At 41.6% G+C, this 19,598-nt stretch carries 21 protein-coding genes; 4 read left to right on the top strand and 17 right to left on the bottom strand.

All coding sequences use genetic code 11. The features are described from left to right. Window positions 1-281 precede the first annotated feature (281 nt). From ilvC to CXF60_RS14130, 3 genes are all read right to left on the bottom strand, one after another. Window positions 282-1,298: a ketol-acid reductoisomerase gene (ilvC, locus tag CXF60_RS14140; protein WP_101204856.1), complete on the bottom strand. Its 1,017-nt coding sequence runs from the start codon at window positions 1,296-1,298 to the stop codon at window positions 282-284. A 134-nt stretch (window positions 1,299-1,432) separates the two neighbouring features. After that, on the bottom strand, window positions 1,433-1,930 hold the full coding sequence (gene ilvN, locus CXF60_RS14135; RefSeq protein ID WP_057758828.1) for an acetolactate synthase small subunit: 498 nt from the start codon (window positions 1,928-1,930) through the stop codon (window positions 1,433-1,435). Further along, entirely contained in the window at window positions 1,930-3,642 is a 1,713-nt protein-coding gene (locus tag CXF60_RS14130) for an acetolactate synthase 3 large subunit (RefSeq protein WP_197411831.1), read from the bottom strand. Before CXF60_RS14130 ends, ilvN begins: the two co-directional genes overlap by 1 nt. A 1,000-nt stretch (window positions 3,643-4,642) precedes the next feature. Here CXF60_RS14130 and CXF60_RS14125 point away from each other — a divergent pair. Further along, window positions 4,643-5,140: a DUF4124 domain-containing protein gene (locus CXF60_RS14125; protein WP_102092415.1), complete on the top strand. Its 498-nt coding sequence runs from the start codon at window positions 4,643-4,645 to the stop codon at window positions 5,138-5,140. 22 nt (window positions 5,141-5,162) lie between these two features. On the opposite strand, the gene CXF60_RS14120 is transcribed toward CXF60_RS14125, so the two are convergent. Beyond that, the gene (locus CXF60_RS14120) at window positions 5,163-6,986 is read right to left on the bottom strand and encodes an NAD(P)H-hydrate dehydratase (protein ID WP_102092414.1); all 1,824 of its coding nucleotides are present in this window, start codon (window positions 6,984-6,986) and stop codon (window positions 5,163-5,165) included. A gap of 245 nt (window positions 6,987-7,231) precedes the next feature. On the opposite strand from CXF60_RS14120, the gene queG reads away from it, so the two are divergent. Further along, on the top strand, window positions 7,232-8,389 hold the full coding sequence (gene queG / locus CXF60_RS14115; RefSeq protein WP_102092413.1) for a tRNA epoxyqueuosine(34) reductase QueG: 1,158 nt from the start codon (window positions 7,232-7,234) through the stop codon (window positions 8,387-8,389). Window positions 8,390-8,535: 146 nt separating this feature from the next. Here the strand turns inward: queG and lysM are convergent, their stop codons facing one another. The 6 genes from lysM to CXF60_RS14085 form a co-directional block, all read right to left on the bottom strand. Then, complete coding sequence (gene lysM / locus CXF60_RS14110; protein ID WP_057758817.1) at window positions 8,536-9,045, bottom strand: peptidoglycan-binding protein LysM; 510 nt, start codon at window positions 9,043-9,045, stop codon at window positions 8,536-8,538. Between the two features lie 282 nt (window positions 9,046-9,327). Then, window positions 9,328-9,564: an acyl carrier protein gene (gene acpP, locus CXF60_RS14105; RefSeq protein ID WP_057758815.1), complete on the bottom strand. Its 237-nt coding sequence runs from the start codon at window positions 9,562-9,564 to the stop codon at window positions 9,328-9,330. A gap of 270 nt (window positions 9,565-9,834) precedes the next feature. Then, entirely contained in the window at window positions 9,835-10,563 is a 729-nt protein-coding gene (gene fabG / locus CXF60_RS14100) for a 3-oxoacyl-ACP reductase FabG (RefSeq protein ID WP_057758813.1), read from the bottom strand. After that, window positions 10,560-11,528 carry an ACP S-malonyltransferase gene (gene fabD / locus CXF60_RS14095; RefSeq protein ID WP_102092412.1) on the bottom strand — a complete coding sequence of 323 codons (969 nt, stop codon included), beginning with the start codon at window positions 11,526-11,528 and terminating at the stop codon, window positions 10,560-10,562. Before fabD ends, fabG begins: the two co-directional genes overlap by 4 nt. Window positions 11,529-11,953: 425 nt before the next feature. Beyond that, window positions 11,954-12,136: a 50S ribosomal protein L32 gene (gene rpmF / locus CXF60_RS14090; protein WP_057758809.1), complete on the bottom strand. Its 183-nt coding sequence runs from the start codon at window positions 12,134-12,136 to the stop codon at window positions 11,954-11,956. 318 nt (window positions 12,137-12,454) lie between these two features. Beyond that, entirely contained in the window at window positions 12,455-13,048 is a 594-nt protein-coding gene (locus tag CXF60_RS14085; protein ID WP_102077932.1) for a YceD family protein, read from the bottom strand. Between the two features lie 181 nt (window positions 13,049-13,229). Between CXF60_RS14085 and CXF60_RS14080 the strand changes: the two genes are divergently transcribed. Both CXF60_RS14080 and CXF60_RS14075 read left to right on the top strand, forming a co-directional pair. Beyond that, window positions 13,230-13,973, top strand: coding sequence for an elongation factor P hydroxylase (locus CXF60_RS14080; RefSeq protein ID WP_102092411.1), 744 nt, complete (start codon window positions 13,230-13,232; stop codon window positions 13,971-13,973). 232 nt (window positions 13,974-14,205) lie between these two features. After that, entirely contained in the window at window positions 14,206-14,826 is a 621-nt protein-coding gene (locus tag CXF60_RS14075; RefSeq protein ID WP_102077934.1) for an L-threonylcarbamoyladenylate synthase, read from the top strand. Window positions 14,827-14,937: 111 nt separating this feature from the next. Here the strand turns inward: CXF60_RS14075 and rplQ are convergent, their stop codons facing one another. The 7 genes from rplQ to secY all read right to left on the bottom strand — a co-directional run bounded on the left by rplQ (window position 14,938) and on the right by secY (window position 19,588). Further along, on the bottom strand, window positions 14,938-15,297 hold the full coding sequence (rplQ, locus tag CXF60_RS14070; protein ID WP_021813387.1) for a 50S ribosomal protein L17: 360 nt from the start codon (window positions 15,295-15,297) through the stop codon (window positions 14,938-14,940). A gap of 19 nt (window positions 15,298-15,316) precedes the next feature. After that, the gene (locus CXF60_RS14065; RefSeq protein ID WP_021813386.1) at window positions 15,317-16,324 is read right to left on the bottom strand and encodes a DNA-directed RNA polymerase subunit alpha; all 1,008 of its coding nucleotides are present in this window, start codon (window positions 16,322-16,324) and stop codon (window positions 15,317-15,319) included. A gap of 80 nt (window positions 16,325-16,404) precedes the next feature. Further along, window positions 16,405-17,046, bottom strand: a complete 642-nt coding sequence (gene rpsD / locus CXF60_RS14060) for a 30S ribosomal protein S4 (RefSeq protein WP_057758723.1) — start codon at window positions 17,044-17,046, stop codon at window positions 16,405-16,407. A gap of 48 nt (window positions 17,047-17,094) precedes the next feature. Then, complete coding sequence (rpsK, locus tag CXF60_RS14055; protein ID WP_010196728.1) at window positions 17,095-17,484, bottom strand: 30S ribosomal protein S11; 390 nt, start codon at window positions 17,482-17,484, stop codon at window positions 17,095-17,097. Window positions 17,485-17,504: 20 nt separating this feature from the next. Further along, entirely contained in the window at window positions 17,505-17,861 is a 357-nt protein-coding gene (gene rpsM / locus CXF60_RS14050) for a 30S ribosomal protein S13 (protein ID WP_102092410.1), read from the bottom strand. 247 nt (window positions 17,862-18,108) lie between these two features. After that, window positions 18,109-18,225: a 50S ribosomal protein L36 gene (gene rpmJ / locus CXF60_RS14045; protein ID WP_010196721.1), complete on the bottom strand. Its 117-nt coding sequence runs from the start codon at window positions 18,223-18,225 to the stop codon at window positions 18,109-18,111. 31 nt (window positions 18,226-18,256) lie between these two features. Further along, on the bottom strand, window positions 18,257-19,588 hold the full coding sequence (secY, locus tag CXF60_RS14040; protein ID WP_180958160.1) for a preprotein translocase subunit SecY: 1,332 nt from the start codon (window positions 19,586-19,588) through the stop codon (window positions 18,257-18,259). Window positions 19,589-19,598 lie beyond the last annotated feature (10 nt).

The following is a 19,598-nucleotide window of genomic DNA, read 5'->3' as shown; positions in this document are numbered from 1 at the left end:
TCTATAGAAAGTGAGAATGAAGCATCCGCCCGCTTCGAATATTTAGAAACGGGTAAGAACAATGATAAATGTTGATCGCAAAGGCGCTTTGGCCAATGTTAAGGTGCCTGCTTATATTGGGTAGCAATTAATAGTTTTCAACCGATAACCCCGATTCAAATCAAAGCGCAAAGCGCCTATCAAATACTTTGCATAAAAAAACCCATGCTATCAAGTGATAACATGGGCTATTTAATCTAAATCAGATTTTTATCTAAATAAGACTTTCATTTGTATAAAACTTAGTTTTTGTCTTTATCGATGATTTTGTTACCACCGATCCATGGCATCATGCCACGTAGCTTAGCACCAGTGATTTCGATTTGATGATCAGCGTTGTTACGACGACGCGCAGTCATTGATGGATAGTTGGTTGCGCCTTCAGAGATGAACATCTTCGCGTATTCACCAGACTGGATGCGTTTTAGTGCATTACGCATGGCTTCACGTGACTGCTCGTTGATAACTTCAGGGCCAGTAACATATTCGCCGTATTCAGCGTTGTTACTGATTGAGTAGTTCATGTCAGCGATTCCGCCTTCATACATCAAGTCAACGATAAGCTTTAGCTCATGTAGACATTCGAAATAAGCCATTTCTGGTGCATAGCCCGCTTCTGTTAGTGTCTCAAAGCCCATTTTAACTAGCTCTACTGCACCACCACAAAGTACGGCTTGCTCACCGAATAGATCCGTCTCAGTCTCATCTTTGAACGTTGTTTCGATGATGCCTGAACGACCACCACCTACGCCAGCAGCATACGATAATGCTAACTGTTTGGCTTGACCAGAAGCGTCTTGATAGATAGCGATAAGATCAGGAATACCGCCGCCTTTAGCGAACTCTGAACGTACAGTATGACCTGGTGCTTTTGGTGCAACCATGATGACATCAAGATCACCACGTGGGACAACTTGGTTGTAATGGATTGCGAAACCGTGAGCAAAAGCTAATGTCGCGCCTTCTTTAATGTTTGGCTCGATCACATCATTATAAAGCTCTTTTTGGAACTCATCAGGCGTCAAAATCATGATAACGTCAGCAGCTTTTACCGCTTCTTCTACTTCAGCGACTTTTAGACCCGCATTTTCAGCTTTTTTCCATGAGCTTGAGTTTGCACGTAGACCAACAGTTACATCGACGTCTGAATCTTGTAGGTTAAGCGCGTGTGCATGGCCTTGTGAACCGTAACCGATAATGGCAACTTTTTTACCTTGGATAATAGATAGGTCACAATCTTTGTCATAATAAACGTTCATAAATAGAGTCCTTGTTCTCAAGCATGGCTTGCCATGGATAGTAAACGCTTATGCTGTAGTCAATATAATAACTAAGATAAGCGCTTTGTTGATTAGATAAATAAATATTGGTTTAAACTGGTTTTGATAAATAATTAAATGCTTAGAGTCTTTTCACCGCGGGCAATACCGATAACACCTGAGCGAACCACTTCCATAATGCGCTCACGGCCAATCACATCGATAAAACCATCAAGTTTGGCTTTGTCACCCACGATTTGAATCGTATATAAGTTAGAATTTACATCGACGATTTGTGCGCGGAAAATGTCTGCGCTACGTTTAATCTCTTCACGCACACCGCCTGTTGCGCGGACTTTGATGAGCATCAATTCACGCTCAACGTGTACGTTCTCCGTCAGATTAAGCACTTTAACCACTTCAATCAATTTATGCAATTGTTTGGTGATCTGCTCAATTCTTTCAGGTGACGTAATGGTCGTAACTGTTAGACGTGAGATACTTGGATCATCAGTAGGCGCGACGTTCAAAGTTTCGATATTGTAGCCACGTTGTGAGAACAAGCCGACTAACCGCGACAACGAACCCGCTTCGTTTTCCATCAATACCGAAATCAGATGTTGTTGTTGCATTAGGTACGCTCCCCTTTTGTTAACCACATATCACGCATGGCCTGTCCAGCGATTTGCATTGGATATACATGCTCATTACGATCGACGTAAACATCGATAAATACCAGTTTGTCTTTCATAGCCATTGCTTCAGCCAATTGTGCTTCCATGGTTGCAGGGTCAGTAATTTTGATACCGACATGACCATAGCTTTCAGCCAATTTGACAAAATCTGGTAAGGAGTTCATATAAGACTGGGCATGACGACCTTCATACAGCATATCTTGCCACTGCTTCACCATACCAAGCTGCGCATTGTTAATGTTCAGAATTTTAACTGGTAAGTTATACTGTAAGCAGGTCGATAGCTCTTGGATATTCATCTGAATAGAGCCTTCACCAGTAATACAAACCACATCACGCTCAGGATTGGCAAGTTTGGCAGCCATTGCATACGGCAGACCAACACCCATGGTACCAAGACCACCTGAATTCAGCCATTGACGTGGCTCATTGTAAGTATAGTAAAGAGCTGCGAACATCTGATGCTGACCGACGTCACTTGTGATAATAGCGTTACTATTAGTCACTTTATCTAGAGCTTGTACGACACTTTGTGGCTTAATGCCATTATCTGTGCTGGTGTCATAACGTAAGCCATGACGCTTACGCCACTCATTAATTTGTGACCACCAATCGAGCAATGCGTGCTGCTCTAGCTGCTTGTCTTGACCAACAATCTCTAGCATGTCCGTTAAGACCGACTTCACATCACCTACGATAGGAATGTGCGCAAGAATCGTTTTTGAGATCGAAGCAGGATCGATATCGATATGAATGATGGTTGCGTTAGGGCAGAATTTTTTAACGTTGTTGGTCACACGATCATCGAAACGCGCGCCGACGGCCAAAATCACATCAGCATGGTGCATACTCATATTGGCTTCGTAAGTACCGTGCATGCCAAGCATACCTAAGAACTGACGATCAGAGCCAGGGAACGTACCAAGACCCATCAAGGTGTTGGTCACTGGTAAATTCAGACGATGTGCAAGATCTGTTAATTCTTCGTGCGCATTGCTCCAAATCACACCGCCGCCTGCATATACAACTGGACGCTGCGCTGCTAATAGCGTTTCAATGGCTTTTTTGATTTGACCACTATGACCTTTGAGTGAAGGCTGATACGAGCGTATAAATACTTCTTCTGGATATTCGTAAGCAAACTTTTCGCTAGGCGCAGTCATGTCTTTTGGCACATCAATGACTACAGGGCCTGGGCGACCAGTCTGGGCAATATAAAATGCCTTTTTCACAATCATTGGAATTTCGCTAGCATGGCGTACTTGAAAGCTATGCTTAACGATAGGACGTGATACACCTACCATATCTGTTTCTTGGAAAGCATCTTCACCGATTAGGCTGCTTGGTACCTGACCTGCGATTACAACCATTGGTACAGAATCCATAAAGGCAGTAGCAATAGCTGTCACGGTATTGGTCGCACCAGGGCCTGATGTGGCCAACACGACACCAGTATTACCAGTCACTCGCGAATAAGCATCGGCCATGTGGCCCGCTGCTTGCTCATGACGTACTAAGATGTGCTCAATATTTTCTTGCTGAAACAGCGCATCATAAATGTGTAAGACCGCACCACCTGGATAGCCAAAGATGTATTCGACACCTTCGTCAGTCAGTGCTTGCACCAGCATTTCAGCGCCCGATAGCATCACAGGCTGTGCACTACCTTCTGCAAGACGTTGTTGCTTTTGTTCAAAATTTTTGGCGGCATTACCCGTTTGGGTATGTCCCGTCATGTTCGGACTTTGCGTGGTTTGCGTCACTGTCATCACCTTTTTTTGCGGCGAGAATTTGCGGGATTCTATGAGTAAAAATAATTACTTACCGTCGTTATTTCCACTTACTGAATGATCGCTAATTCTTGTCCATATCAAGAATATCTGCCTAATAGGTTTAATTAACACTGTCTGATAGGACAATACTAATCAAACATAGCAGTGTATTTTAGGTCAGCTTTGTGATGGATGTTTATCGATATACAGTGACAAGATGCGAGTGCATCTATAAAAGAAGACGCTTATTATTGAGATTCGATACTAGCAAGTACCTATTGTGACTTTATTCGTGTGACTTTATTTGTACAGATGCATCGATATACACAGATATACACAAGCAAAAAAACTTCATAACCAATGCTAAATTATAAGATCTTTAGAACTTACAACAGGCTTTAGTGAAACCTCTTAACGGCGTACTATATCGCGTTTGATACAACTGCTAAAAACACATTTAGCACATTTCAAATAATAAGTTTATCTTAGTCATTGTAGACAGATAAGTCCGGAGACAATGTATCGCTATCAACAGTGGTCGTTATGCCACTATGCTTGCTATATCATTATCACAAAGGAAATAAAACTGCGTAAGCTACCGATAAGTAACTCGTCGTTTTCTTTCTCAAGTGCCACGGCAACATCGTAAAAGCCGCTCACTGACCAATCAACTGCTATTATATTCGATGGTTTACGAGTTATTGTCAAGAAAAACTTCTAAAGCCTATCCCAAACTATTAGTTATTAAATAATATACATTGATAAGTATTATTTGCTAGAATCGATAGTCGATACATTATTACTACCAATAAAACGTTCAAGTGTTATATTTACACCCATATACATTTGATTTTTATTAAATAAAAGGATTGCTACTATGGCATATGCGTCTAAGATAAATACCGCTGCCAAACTGTTGATGAGTACTGCGTGTATGCTAATGCTGTCCATGAATGCCAGTCAGGCTATTCAAGTTTATAAATCTATTGGGGCACATGGTGAAGTAAAATATAGCCAACATGCGCCGCAAGTCGGCAAAAATATTGAACTGATTGAGTTTCGTAGTGACGGCAGACAGAACAATGCAGGACAAATGGCAGGAAAAACAGATCCCAACCAGAGCAGCAATGCTCAAACGGCAGAAGAACAACGAGTAGCAGCACTTGAAGCACGTATTAAAGAACAAGAAGCTCAGGCTAATGCTCAACGCTGCCAATCACTACGTAACAATTTAACTAACCTCAATGTCGGCGGCCGTATCTATGAAATGGATGCCAACGGTAAACGTCAATACCTAGATGGCCGTGAGATTGAGCTTAAGCGCGAGCGTGTACAGCAAGCAATTACTCAGTATTGCTCCAACCCTTCTACCTAGTCAGACCTCTTGAAAGCAAATATTAAATTATCATAAGCTGCATGACGTGACGAATGGCTGCTGGCATATCTTGAGCTTGTAGCCCTCTTTGCCCCACTAGCAATGTATTGATATCGCTATTCGCTTGATTCACCAATACATCTCCTGCAAACCCATGTATAAGAACTGCTTGATGTAAGCTACGTGCCTCTGCTGATAAATCTTGCTGTGCCAATAGTCCAGCGGTTACCCCAGATAGCACATCACCCATGCCAGCGGTTGCCATACCAGCATTACCCACATCACAGACGTATACATTCTCTCTTCCCTCTTCTTGTTCTAGCACTAATGATCCTGCCCCTTTTAATACCCAGTTACCACCATATATTGCAGCGCACTGTTTTATAGCTTGCAGTCTATTGGACTCAATCTTACTTATCTTTTGATCAAGTAATCTAGCTGCTTCCCCACTATGTGGCGTCAAGCAAACCCGATGATTAGTACTATATTCTCGTAGCTCTGCTATTAGCTCATGATTGTCCATGTGCAGCGATGCCAAGTGATAAAGTCCATCTGCATCGATCACAATTGATTTTTCATTCTCTATAGCAGCCTGTACATAATCAATAAATAATGCTTTGGCTTTTTCGTCACGGCCAAGTCCCATCCCAATAGCAACGACACTAGCCTGCTTAATCAGACCTTTTACGCCGCTTGCGTCATGTAGATTAATAGTCATCGCATCTGGCAATGAAGTCAGTAACGACCCATGAAAAGCCTCATGACAGGCAACTGTTATTTTACCAGCACCTGTCGCCATCGTACTGGCCGCAGACAGTATGGCAGCTCCGCCCATACCTTGAGAGCCATCGACGCGATTTCCGCCAATGATTAATACATGACCATAGCTGCCTTTGTAGCTGTTCTGGCGACGTGGCTTCATACTATGTGCAGCCGTCAGCAGCGTAGCAACTGGCTCAAATGCTTGACTGGCATTTTTCTCAGCTATCGTATGATGGCTAGCTATTTGCTGGCATGCTTTTTGATAAGGTATCAACGGTATATCGATTACGTCTCCGCTATAATCTGTACCATCTTTAGTATGCAGACCAAACTTACGCGCAATCAAACATAGAGTCACGTCAGCTTGTATTGCTATGCGCTCGAACACTTCACCAGTAGAAGCCACTAAACCACTTGGAATATCAACTGCTATTGCTAGTGCGTTATTTTGCTGAGTAACGTTGTTAAAAGCGTTAATAGCTGCTTTATAGGCTCCCTCTGGTGCACGATCTAAGCCAATACCAAATAATGCATCGATATAAATGTCAGCTGGCAAGTTTACTTTATTCGCATCATCGTGATTAACAATGTCTTCAAACCGTTGATAGTGACAGCTGCTAGCTAGGGCTATTCGTAACGCCCTTGTCGCGTCAGTAATATTGCTACTATCGCTATCTTTATCGCTAGGAGTTTTAGAAGTTACTGATTGATCATGGAGATCAAAATCATCTTTAATAAAACCAACCGTTATTACTTCTACTTGCCAGCCAGCTTGCTGTAAATAATGAGCGATGAGCCAGCCATCACCACCATTGTTGCCTTTCCCTACCCAGATACTTGCTCGACGTGGATGAGCACTACGGTGATAAACGTTAGTATTGGCAGAATGGCTGGCACTGACGGTTTTTCGCTCATAAATCTGCTCTATTTGCTGTGTCATTTGCCAAGCGGCTTGTTTCATCAAACCAAAACTATCGTACCCCTCTGCAAACCAAGCCTGTTCCATCGCATAAATCTGCTTACTACTATATAGCGCAATAGGTTTTGTATTTTTTATAGGTGATAAATTGGTATTATTTCTCATAACTTATCCTTGGTGTTTCTACTCATTTTTTATTTTATCTAAATTTGGTTGCTCATTTCTCATATCAGCTTAGCAAAAGCTTATCTCGACTTATGTATCAATATGAATATGAGTTTATTTTCTTTTATACTTGCACTCATTGCTCACTGGCTTATCATAGCGGTATTTACATTATCTCTGATTGTCAGATATGAATAATCTGATTAAAACAAACGAGAAAACCATCTAATAAGCACCTACTATCTATGCCTACTGATAAAAACAAAATCACCATTACGAACCCAACTGTATTTGCAACCACAGCAGATGTTAAGCAGTGGATCAAAGCGCAAGCACAAACGCTGGGATTTGCTGACTGTGGATTTTTATCTGTCCACCATCCTTTGTTCACCCAGCAAATTGAACAGCTACAGCAGTGGCTCGGTAAAGGCTACGAGGGTCAATTACAGTTTATGCATAACAATCATCATCTGCGTGCTCACCCCGAGGAATTAGTAGATGGTGCAAAGACCATTATCAGTGTACGAATGGATTATCTAACTCAGGCACCGACACCACGTGCTGTCGCGGACAACGATCACCCTAATCAAGGCATCATCGCACGTTACGCCAGAGGACGTGACTATCATAAGACGATGCGTAGCCGTTTGAAGCAGTTGGCCTTGAATATTGAAGCAATGCTTCCTGCATGGCAACATCTAGGTATCGGTGCAGAAAGAGAATTTGTCTTCAGACCTTTTAGCGATTCTGCGCCTATATTTGAGCGGCCTATCGCAGATGCTGCAGGTCTTGGCTGGACAGGCAAGCATACGTTATTAATCAATAAACAAGCGGGCTCATTCTTTGTGCTGGGTGAGTTGTTTTTGAGCCTTGAGTTACCCGATGACGAACCTGTCAAAGAACACTGTGGTAGTTGCAGCGCTTGTATTGACATATGCCCTACTCAAGCAATTGTAGCGCCCCATGAGCTCAATGCATCTGCCTGCATCTCTTATTTAACGATTGAGCACGACGGTATTATCGATACTAAGTACCGACGCGCAATTGGCAATCGGGTTTTTGGCTGTGATGATTGTCAGTTAATCTGTCCATGGAATCGCTATGCAAACCTTACGACCGTCAATGACTTCGCACCAAGGCATGGATTGGATAATAGTAGCTTGCTTGAACTATGGCAGTGGCAAGAAGCCGACTTTATGAAGAACACTCAAGGTAGCCCACTAAGACGCACCGGCTATGTGAATTTTTTGCGCAATATTGCGATTGGTCTTGGTAACGCTAATGCCAGTTTAGAGGTGGTTGAGCAGTTGAAGTCCAAGTTAACTCTACATAACACTATGCTTGACGAACATATCGAATGGGCTCTAGCTGAGCAACATAATAAGCTAGACTTAACCAATTAACCAATTGTTTTATGATTATCAAATCTCCCTGAGATAAAATGGTTATTTGAAGTGTACAACATAAAAAAAACCTCTTAATAATAAGAGGCTTTTTTTATTAGAATATCATATTTAAAGTATTATTTTTCTATACGCTTCTCTTAACATTATGGCTTAGGAATACGTAGTACTTGACCTGGATAGATTTTATCTGGATCAGATAACATTGGCTTGTTCGCTTCAAATATTTTCATATAGTCGCCAGATGAACCATAAACTTCTTTAGCAATCTTAGATAAGCTGTCACCAGACTTTACCGTATACATTGTAGATTCAGGTGCATCTTCTTCAATATCGATGTTATCAATAACTTTTGCAACGTTTTGCACGTTACCGATAGCGATAATTGCTTTTTCACGATCAGCTTGAGTTTTAGCATTACCACTGATTTCTGCAGTATCTGTAGAACCATTATATTTGATTTTTAGGTTACTGATATTGAGGTTTTGCTGCTGAATACGGCGCAACAAAATATTTGCCACTGATTGTGCACTCGGCTCACTGCTTTGTACTGGTGTATTGGCATCTGCTTTCGTTTCTGTCTTAGCATCATGCTTTTCGTCATCACGGTTAAAAATCTTATCACCGATATCTTTTGCAAAGCTAAACATACCCATATATCTACTCCTTGAAATATTATTATTTATCATTCTTTTCATAAAACACATAGTCAGACAATATACTGAAAATCTAACTGGCGTCTTTTTCTACGACTTACTGTTATGAGTATAGATAAAAGGAGTCGATGTAGATAGTAATAGTATGTTGAATAATGTTGAATTGACGTAGTCAATGTTAAATTCGATTGCTGCATTTGAAAATAACAATCACGCACCCATAAAAAAACCGCCTATCTAATCAGATAAGCGGCATTATAAATCTGCTAAATAAGTAGCAAATTATAGTTGGGCTTGTACGTAATCGATTGCTTTTTGAACAGTAGTCAATTCTGCAGAATCTTCATCAGGAATAGTGATACCAAAATCACTTTCAAATGACATAACCAATTCAACTAGATCTAAAGAATCTGCACCTAGGTCTTCCATGAATGAAGCATCGTTGTTGATGTCTTCAACATTCATACCTAGTTGCTCAGCTACTGCTGCTTTTACTCTTAGCTCGATATCATTACTCATGTAGATCACTCCGTTATCATCTATTATTTTTAATAAACTGCTATATCGCCTTATTTAACGCTATAGCATGGTATATAAAATGCGTTTGCCAGACCAGCAATGCTGTCTGAGTACTCTATGACATGTTATACAGTTTGTCTGATGTCTAATAAAGCCCTGTTATCATACAGGGCTTTGACTCAAAAGTATCCGTCATTATAGCACCCTTTATTATAGTTTACACTCGTTCACACAGTTTTTTATTATAACTATGTAACGCTCGTATATTGACTACATATACATGCCACCATTGACAGGAATGACAGCACCTGTGATATAGCTGGCCTCATCGCTAGCTAAGAAATGTACCGCTGCAGCGATGTCTTCTGGCTGACCAAGACGACTAATAGGTACAGCATCTAACATAGAGTTCAATAGACGCTCATCAAGCTCATCTGTCATATCCGTTTCGATCAAGCCTGGTGCCACGCAGTTAATGGTCACTTGGCGTGAACCAATCTCACGTGCAAGCGTACGGCTAAACCCTTCTACGCCAGCTTTGGTCGCCGCATAGTTAGATTGGCCTGCATTGCCCATTTGAGCTACTACTGAGGTGATGTTGATAATACGGCCGCGGCGTGCTTTCATCATACCGCGTACGGCACGTTTGCTCATGCGATATACCGATGTCAGATTGGTATCAATAACGTTTTCCCAATCTTCATCTTTCATGCGCATCAGTAGACCATCTTGAGTGATACCGGCATTGTTAACCAATACTTGTACCGCGCCATAAACGCTTTCGATCTCTTCAAATAATTTGTCAATTTGAGCAGTATCACGTACGTCTAAAACACGACCAATACCACCAGTGTCATGAAGGTAGTCATCGATAAGCTCTGCGCCCTTTTCAGTGGTCGCAGTTCCAATGACAAAATGTCCTTCTTTAGCAAAACGTTTGGCCACTGCTTTGCCAATACCTCGGCTAGCGCCAGTCACTAATGTAATCGTACGGCTCATAATAACACCTCCAATAATTTTTCTAGACGGGCAGGCTTATCAGTAGGATAGCTTGCGATTGGCTGCGCTTGACGCTTCGCCAAATTGCTCAGTACATTACCACTGCCACATTCGATTAAGATATTGATTTGCTTGTCAGCTAACTCTTGCATGGTTTTTGACCACAGTACTGGCTCGCTCAGCTGTTCGGTCAATGCTTGCTTGATACCGACCGCACTGGTTTCAACGCGTGCATAACGATTTTGTATAACAGGAATGGTTGCCTGATCAAACTTGATACCCGCTAGTATTTCAGCCAATGCATTGCTGGCAGGTTCCATAAGTGCGCAATGAGACGGCACACTCACTTTTAGAGGAACAGATTTTTTGCCAGTATTTTTGACTTTATCAATAACAGCATTGACACCAGCAGCGTTACCCGAGATAACCACTTGTCCTGGACTATTAAAGTTGGCTGCACCGACTACTGCATCTTCGACATGTTCGGTTGCTTGCTCACACAAGTTTTCGACTCGGTTATCTTCTAGTCCTAATACTGCAGCCATAGCAGTATCAACACCTACAACGGCCTCTTGCATCAACTGACCGCGCTTATGTACTAAAGTGACTGCATCACCCAGCGATATCACATTGGCAGCACACAGGGCACTGTACTCGCCCAAAGAGTGACCAGCTAAATAACAAGGCGTCTCTTCTATTTTTTGTTGTAGGACACGCCAAATAGCAATACTAGCTGTCAAAAGCGCAGGCTGAGTATATTGGGTTTGATTGAGTTTTTCTTCGTCCTGACAGATTGCCCACAAATCCTCACCAAGCGCCTCACTCGCTTCGGTAAATGTATCGCGTATCTCTGGATAGATTTCAGCAAGCTCACTCGTCATTGCGACTGCTTGAGATCCTTGTCCAGGAAAAATAACCGCGATACGAGCGGGTTGCTTTTTTACCATATCGGGTACAGAAGCCATAACCAATATTCCTTATCTGATTAGAAATATCCCTAAAAACAATGGGGTGTATTATATTATTAGATGCTATACAAAGCCGCTACTTCAAGTATTTATGCAAGAAAACGGATTGTCAGTAAACTATACACTGACAGACACTATTATCATAGCGGATGCAAACCAAACAGCAAGAGTAACGCTGCCCAAATTAAACGAGCAGATTATATCAGCACATTTTTAAATCTACTAAAAATAACAAGCGAATTAAACAACAAGCCTAGCTATAAATAACAAAAAGCCAAGTTATCCAGCCACATAATATATGATAGCGAAATAACTTGGCTTTTTTTAGCTCAAAGCTTATTGACTAATAATAACTAGGCAAAAACAATAATAGTCACCAGTACTATTACTATCTTCGCCTAAGCTATCGTAGAGCCAATGTCTTAGGCGTCTTGGCTGACTTTGAACAGTTGACGACCACGGTAGAAACCATCTTTAGTCATGTGATGACGACGATGTTTTTCACCAGTAGTAGCATCTACGCTTAGTTCAGCAATTTCCATACGGTGATGTGAACGGCGCATGTCACGACGAGAACGGCTTTTACGACTTTTTTGAACAGCCATGATATAGCTCCTATACTTAAAAGGGATAAGCTTGAAATTCAGCTTAAGTCGATACTGACAGAGGCTATATAATCACAACAACCTAAGTCTTAAGCATCATTAGTTAAATAGATTGCCACTCACATAAAGCACTGACCAAGGCTGAATCTTATAAAAAATTTACCCAGTCAGTTTCTATCAGCAAGCAACAGGTTGCTCGAATGCAATAAACCGGACATTATACGCATGTTTATTAAATTAATAAAGCCCTGCCTCGCACTCTTCTGTACAAAGCTGATAAAAGGTTTTTTAAATGCATCGAGTAGATAGTTTTAGTGCTTATAGTTTGCCTTTTAGCGAGGCTAAAGCAGCGAAAGGATTTTCACCTTCCTCTTCTTCTGGTATTTCACCAAACTGCTCAACAGACATTTCACAATCGTCATGCTTTGGTGCCATTGGTGTTTTGAGCAAGATTTCGTCTTCTACCAATTTCTTAAATGGTAACAGACGCTCTGGAGATTGCTCGGTAACGATTTCATCCAGTAATAAATAATCTTGTTCATCTTTAACTAAACGAACCTGACTGTCGTTTTCGAGTAGCGCGATGTCATAATCATCAGACAAGTCTATCGCGATTGGTTGTAAACAGCGCTGACAAGTTAGCCAAACATCACCTGTCAAAGTAAATGCTAGATGCAAGACGTTGTTACGACGATATAAGTTAGCGTTGAGCTGTATGTCTGACTGCTCATGTTCAGTACTCAAAGTAGTAGCAAGACGATCAAACGAGCTTGGCTTGACCTCTCCTGACCATTCGTAACCAGTGTCTGCCCACTTATCTAAGGAGATGTGCTCAGGCATGCCAGTAGATACAGGCGCTTTTTTATTGTCAGCGTGAGGTGCTGACGGTTTAGTTTCTGGAGTGCTTGACATGCGCGGCCTCATTCATAAAAACGGTGTATAATATTGCCTGCCATACTAACGGAAAGTGCCATATTCTGCTAGCGCTAGTATGTTAAGATTTTTTGATAGTAAATTTGTTTAAGCTCTTCTACTACTTACCTTTTACCTAAAGTTTTTTGTCTTTAGTATTTATTAAGTCAATGTCTTCTCTATGAATCTATCCGATAATAAAATTAATTTTTCTGATTTACTTTCTTCTACTGGAGCAAGTTCATTGCTACAACAGCTCATTCAATTAAAGAATCATACTGAAAAATCATCTAACAATATACTCTCTCACAATAAAAATGAGTATTTAAAAGAATGGAGAAGTCAGTGGCAAAAATTGTCTAGTACTCAATCTGACAATACTCACACAGCAGAATTGATAATTGATAGCGAACGATTAGCTACCGACTGGCTCATACAATTATTTAATACTTTATTCGCTGATCAGCAAGTTATATTGGCTCGTAGCAATGATGAACCCGAGTATTTTCCAGCTCAAGATAATGAACCCGCTCGAATTGAATTTGCTCACGGATTTTTTGCCAGTGCTCTGCATGAAATCAGTCATTGGTGCGTAGCTGGTGACGCTCGTAGACAACTATCTGACTTTGGTTACTGGTATGCACCAGATGGACGATCAGCGGCGCAGCAACAAGCGTTTGAGCGTGTAGAAATCAAACCTCAAGCATTAGAGTGTCTATTCACCTTGGCGTGTGGACGAAATTTCCAAGTCTCACAAGATAACTTGTTTGCCGACTTCGACACCAGTAGTAGCACCTTTGCTATTGATGTCTATCAGCAAGTCCAAAGCTATATAGCCAAACCTCATACTCTGCCGCGTGACGCTAAGACTTTACTGATTGCTTTACTTAGCGCTTGCATTTCTCCATCTGAAATCAACGCTTAATTCAAATTACTAAGTGTTCCTACTTATTAACGATTTTCTACGGTTGGTAACGCCTTGCCACTAAACTTATATCTACTTTGAGCTATACTGATAACTGAAGTGGTATTTTGAAAATATTAATCTGCTTTAGTTCTAGAATAGTTTTTCTAATATATCCAGTGATTGAACCACATCTAATTAATGAAAAATTTGTCTCAATTAAAAACCAATAATTATAAAATAAGGAACCACTATGGAAGTCTTTTATATTCATCCCGATAATCCGCAGCCACGTCTCATTGAGCAAGCCGCTGACCTATTGCGCAGAGATCAGTTAATCATTTATCCAACGGATACCAGTTATGCTTTTGGTTGCCGTTTGGGTGCAAAGGATGCCCTAGCTAAACTCAAGCAAATCCGTGAACTCGATGATAAGCATCAATTTACCTTGCTATGCCGCGACCTAAGCGAAATTGCCAATTATGCAACAGTTGATAACGTGCAATTTAAACAGCTGAAAGCCCACACACCTGCCCCAATTACTTTTATTCTTACTGCCACCAAAGACGTACCGAAAAAACTGGCGCATGCAAAGAAAAAAACCATTGGTATTCGTGTACCTAGTAACCCCATTGCTCAAGCATTATTAGAAGCGATGGATGAACCTATCTTAACCAGCTCACTGATTTTGCCTAATCGAGACGATATTTTGGATGACCCATTTGAGATTGAAGATTTGCTAGGCAATCAAATCGACGGTCTCATCAATGCAGGTATAAAGACAACCAAGCTTACTACTATCGTGGATATGACTAGCAGCGTTCCTGAAGTTATCAGACAAGGTGCTGCCAATGTCGATTCGTTGTTACTCTAAACAGCTAGTTATTGCTTTAAACAACTACTAGTATATCTAGTCAAATTTAAGACAAAAAAAAGCTCCAATTGCATTGGAGCTTTTTTATGGGAATATGTCTTAGGTGTAAAACTAGTCACGATCAACCAATTCTACATAAGCCATTGGCGCATTGTCACCATCACGGTAACCGCATTTTACGATACGCAAATAACCACCTGGACGCGTCTGGTAACGAGGACCTAACGTGCCAAATAATTTGCCTACCATAGCTTTGCTACGCATACGGCTGAACGCTAAACGACGGTTAGCAACGCTGTCTTCTTTAGCCATAGTGATCAATGGCTCGGCAACGCGACGTAGTTCTTTAGCTTTTGGTAAAGTTGTTTTGATCAGTTCATGCTCAAATAATGAGTTAGTCATGTTCTGAAACATTGCCTTACGATGACTGCCGGTACGACCCAGCTTGACTCCACTCTTACGATGGCGCATAGTCAAAAATCCTTAAAGTTTAACGGCTACGATAAGAAAAGCGATCATCAACACGTAAATCAGCTGGTGGCCAGTTATCTAGGCGCATACCGAGCTCTAAATCTTTAGACGCTAATACGTCCTTGATTTCTGTCAATGATTTCTTACCAAGATTTGGGGTTTTTAGAAGTTCAGTCTCTGAACGCTGTACCAAATCACCGATATAGTAAATGTTTTCAGCTTTCAAGCAGTTGGCTGAGCGAACCGTTAGTTCAAGATCGTCCACAGGGCGTAATAGCACCGGATCAACCTCTTCTTTCTCTTTCACAGGCTCAGGCGCTTCTTCAGCTTCTAGGTCAACAAAGATAGAAATCTGTTGTTGTAAAATAGTGGCTGCTTTACGAATTGCTTCTTCTGGATCTATAGTGCCATTAGTTTCAAGCTCAATGATAAGACGATCAAGATCAGTACGCTGCTCTACACGAGCGTTCTCAACCTGATAAGCAACACGAAGCACAGGACTAAAACTTGCATCAAGCTTTAAGCGTCCAATTGCTTTAGTATCACCATCTTCACGGCGCTGGTTTGCTGGCTCATATCCACGACCCATCACTACACGCAAACGCATCTTAAGATGACCACGATCGCTCAATGTACCCAAGACCAATTCTGGATTGATGATGTCAACATTGTGCGGCAACGCGATGTCTGCAGCAGTAATAGTGCCTGGACCTTGTTTATCCAAGGTCAAAAATACTTCATTTTGGTCATGAAGCGTAATTGCTAAGCCTTTTAGGTTCAAAAGCAAATCAAGTACGTCTTCTTGCAGGCCTTCAAGCGTTGAGTATTCATGGTCAACACCATCAATCTCAGCTTCAATGACTGCAGCACCAGGTAATGAAGATAACAAGATGCGACGCAGAGCATTACCTAGGGTATGCCCAAAGCCGCGTTCTAACGGTTCGAGCGTGACTTTCGCAATCGTTTCGTTAACCGTATCCACATTAATGGCATTCGGCGTTAGAAACTCAGTTGCATTTAGCATCATGATGTCACCTCGATTTATTAAACTGGTTTAATTAACGTTAATTGCTCAATGCCATTTTCATAACATTGAGCATTACGTCATTACTTAGAGTATAGCTCAACGATCAAGCTTTCGTTGATTTCAGCAGGTAGATCAATACGATCAGGCGCATGTTTAAACGTGCCTTGTAGTTTGCTGTGGTCAACATCAAGCCATTCTGGAATACCACGTTGTGTCGCTAATTCGATAGCGTTTTTAATACGTAGCTGTTCGCGAGATTTCTCTTGGATAGCGATGACATCACCATCTTGAAGCTGAATTGAAGGAATGTTCACACGAACAAACTCATCACGACCAGCTTTTTTTACCATAACAGTACGATGACTGACTAGCTGACGTGCTTCTGCGCGAGTTGAGCCAAAGCCCATGCGATATACAACGTTATCTAGACGGCTCTCAAGCATTGCTAGTAGGTTTTCACCAGTAGCGCCACGCTTACGAGCAGCTTCTTTATAGTAGTTCGCGAATTGACGCTCTAGTACACCATAAATACGCTTAACTTTTTGCTTTTCACGCAACTGTAGAGCATATTCTGAGGTCTTATTACGGCTTACGCCATGCTGACCTGGTGGACGGCCAGCTTTCTTCGTTTTTACGTCATACGGTTTAACGCCAGACTTAAGGCCTAAATCCGTACCTTCACGACGTGATAATTTCAGTTTTGGTCCAATATAGCGGGCCATTGTTATGTCTCCTATAAGCTTTTAGTATAAAAAGCTTCGTCTTTAATATTAGACGCGGCGCTTTTTCGGCGCACGGCAACCATTGTGTGGGATTGGGGTTACATCAGAGATGCTGTTAACTTTATAACCCAATGCACCTAGTGCTCTTACCGCAGACTCACGACCCGGTCCTGGTCCTTTGACCAAAACATCGATATTCTTAACACCATATTCTTGGGCCGCTTTACCAGCGACTTCAGCTGCAACCTGAGCTGCAAATGGTGTAGATTTACGTGAACCACGGAAGCCTTGTCCACCTGAAGTGGCCCAAGCCAATGCATTACCTTGACGATCGGTAATCGTAACAATGGTGTTATTAAAAGACGCATGGATATGGGCAATGCCCTCCGATACTGAACGACGAGCCACCTTTTTGCGACTGCGAGTGTCTTTTGCCATCTTTTAGCTTCCTAAGTTAATTATCTTTTGAGAGGGCGTGTCGGACCCTTACGAGTACGAGCGTTGTTCTTGGTGTTCTGACCTCTAACTGGTAGGTTACGACGATGACGGATGCCACGGTAACAACCAAGATCAACTAAACGCTTGATGTTCATTGAAACTTCACGACGAAGGTCACCTTCAGTCATGTAGTTTGCAACTTGTGCACGGATAGCATCTAACTGTGTATCATCTAACTGACTGACTTTAGTAGTAGGGACGATGCCAACTGCTTCTAAGATTTTCTGAGCAGTGGTACGACCTACACCAAAGATGTAAGTTAGTGAAATAACAGCATGCTTATTATCCGGAATGTTTACGCCGGCAATACGAGCCATTGATTTCTCTCCATTAAAGAAAAATAAGCGTTATCTAGCGATAAGGCTTTACTCTTCAGATTTGTTGCTGTTAATACTAGAGCTTTTATAGTCATTATCGATGTTTTGACTATAAGTCTGCTCATCGATTCTATTATAAAAGATTTTGTATAAACACGGCAAGTGGCGGATGATATCGCATCCGCCGTTATTTTTCAAGTATTAATTTAATTAGCAGCGAAAACTAGATGTTTTCTAATACTAAATATTAACCTTGACGTTGCTTGTGGCGAGGTTCTGCTGTACAAATAATATGTACACGGCCTTTACGGCGCACAACTTTACAGCTACCACAAATCTTTTTAACTGATGCTTGAACTTTCATAGCATGCTCCTTGAAATATCGTACCGCTCATTTAAGGTTGAGTGGGCGATTGAATTAACGTCTGATCATGATATTGATGGGTCATCAAATGCGCTTGAATCTGCGAAATGAAGTCCATTACCACAACCACCATAATCAGTAAAGACGTACCACCGAGTTGAAACGGCACACCAAACGATGACTGGACGACCATTGGCATTAAACAAATAACCGTCATATACATCGCGCCAATAAAGGTCAGTCGGTTTAATACATGATCGAGGTAACGCTGAGTTTGTTGTCCTGGGCGAATACCTGGGATATACGCACCACTACGTTTAAGGTTCTCTGCTACTTCACGCGGACTAAATACCAATGCCGTATAAAAATAACAGAAGAAGATAATCATTGCGCCAAACAGTACTAAATATAGCGGCTGTCCTGGAGACAACACCAATGCCATATTTTGAAGTATTTTCTGTACAAAGGTAGGATCAGTCGATTGACCGACCCACTGCCCTAAACTTGCAGGAAACAATAACAAAGAACTGGCAAAAATAGCTGGGATAACCCCTGCCATATTTAGCTTAAGCGGCAAATGTGATTGCTGCTGAGCATAAATTTTGCGACCTTGTTGCTGTTTTTGTGCGTAGTTCACAGGAACACGGCGTTGAGCACGTTCAATATAAACGATACCCGCAGTAACCGCGATACCTAGCAGTACAAAAATAAATAGCACAATCAAGTTCATCTGACCTTGATTGACCTGTTCAATAGACTGCGAAATGATACCTGGAGTACCAGCCACAATACTCGCAAAAATGAGCATTGAAATACCATTACCTACGCCGCGTTCTGTAATTTGCTCACCAAGCCACATTAAGAACATTGCGCCTGCTACCAAAGAAGTAACAGCTGGAATATAAAAGGTAAGACCAGTAGATAAAGTAAGGTTTTGGCTGATTAAGCCGGCACACATTCCTAATGACTGTACTAGGGCTAAAGCAAGCGTTCCCTGACGGGTATACTTGTTTAACTTGCGTCGTCCCGCTTCACCTTCTTTTTTGAGGGCTTCAAGCGATGGCAATACTGCAGACATCATCTGTACGATAATCGATGCTGAGATATATGGCATAATGCCAAGTGCCATGATAGACATACGCTCTAGCGCACCACCTGAGAACATATTAAACATGCTCAAAATGGTGTTTTCGTTGCGCGAAAACAGATCAGCCAAGTTAACTGGGTTGATACCCGGAACTGGAATATGTGACCCTAAACGATAAACAATCAATGCGCCGATTAAAAATAATAAACGCGTCCATAACTCATCATACTTACGTATAAATGCGAATGGATTAAGCGGTATACCAGCCGATGACATTGATTGTTTT

It is taken from the genome of Psychrobacter sp. 4Bb, assembly GCF_002836735.1.
Lineage (GTDB): Bacteria > Pseudomonadota > Gammaproteobacteria > Pseudomonadales > Moraxellaceae > Psychrobacter.
The sequence above is the reverse complement of the archived record's forward strand: the minus strand, read 5'-3'. Positions and strand labels throughout refer to the sequence as shown.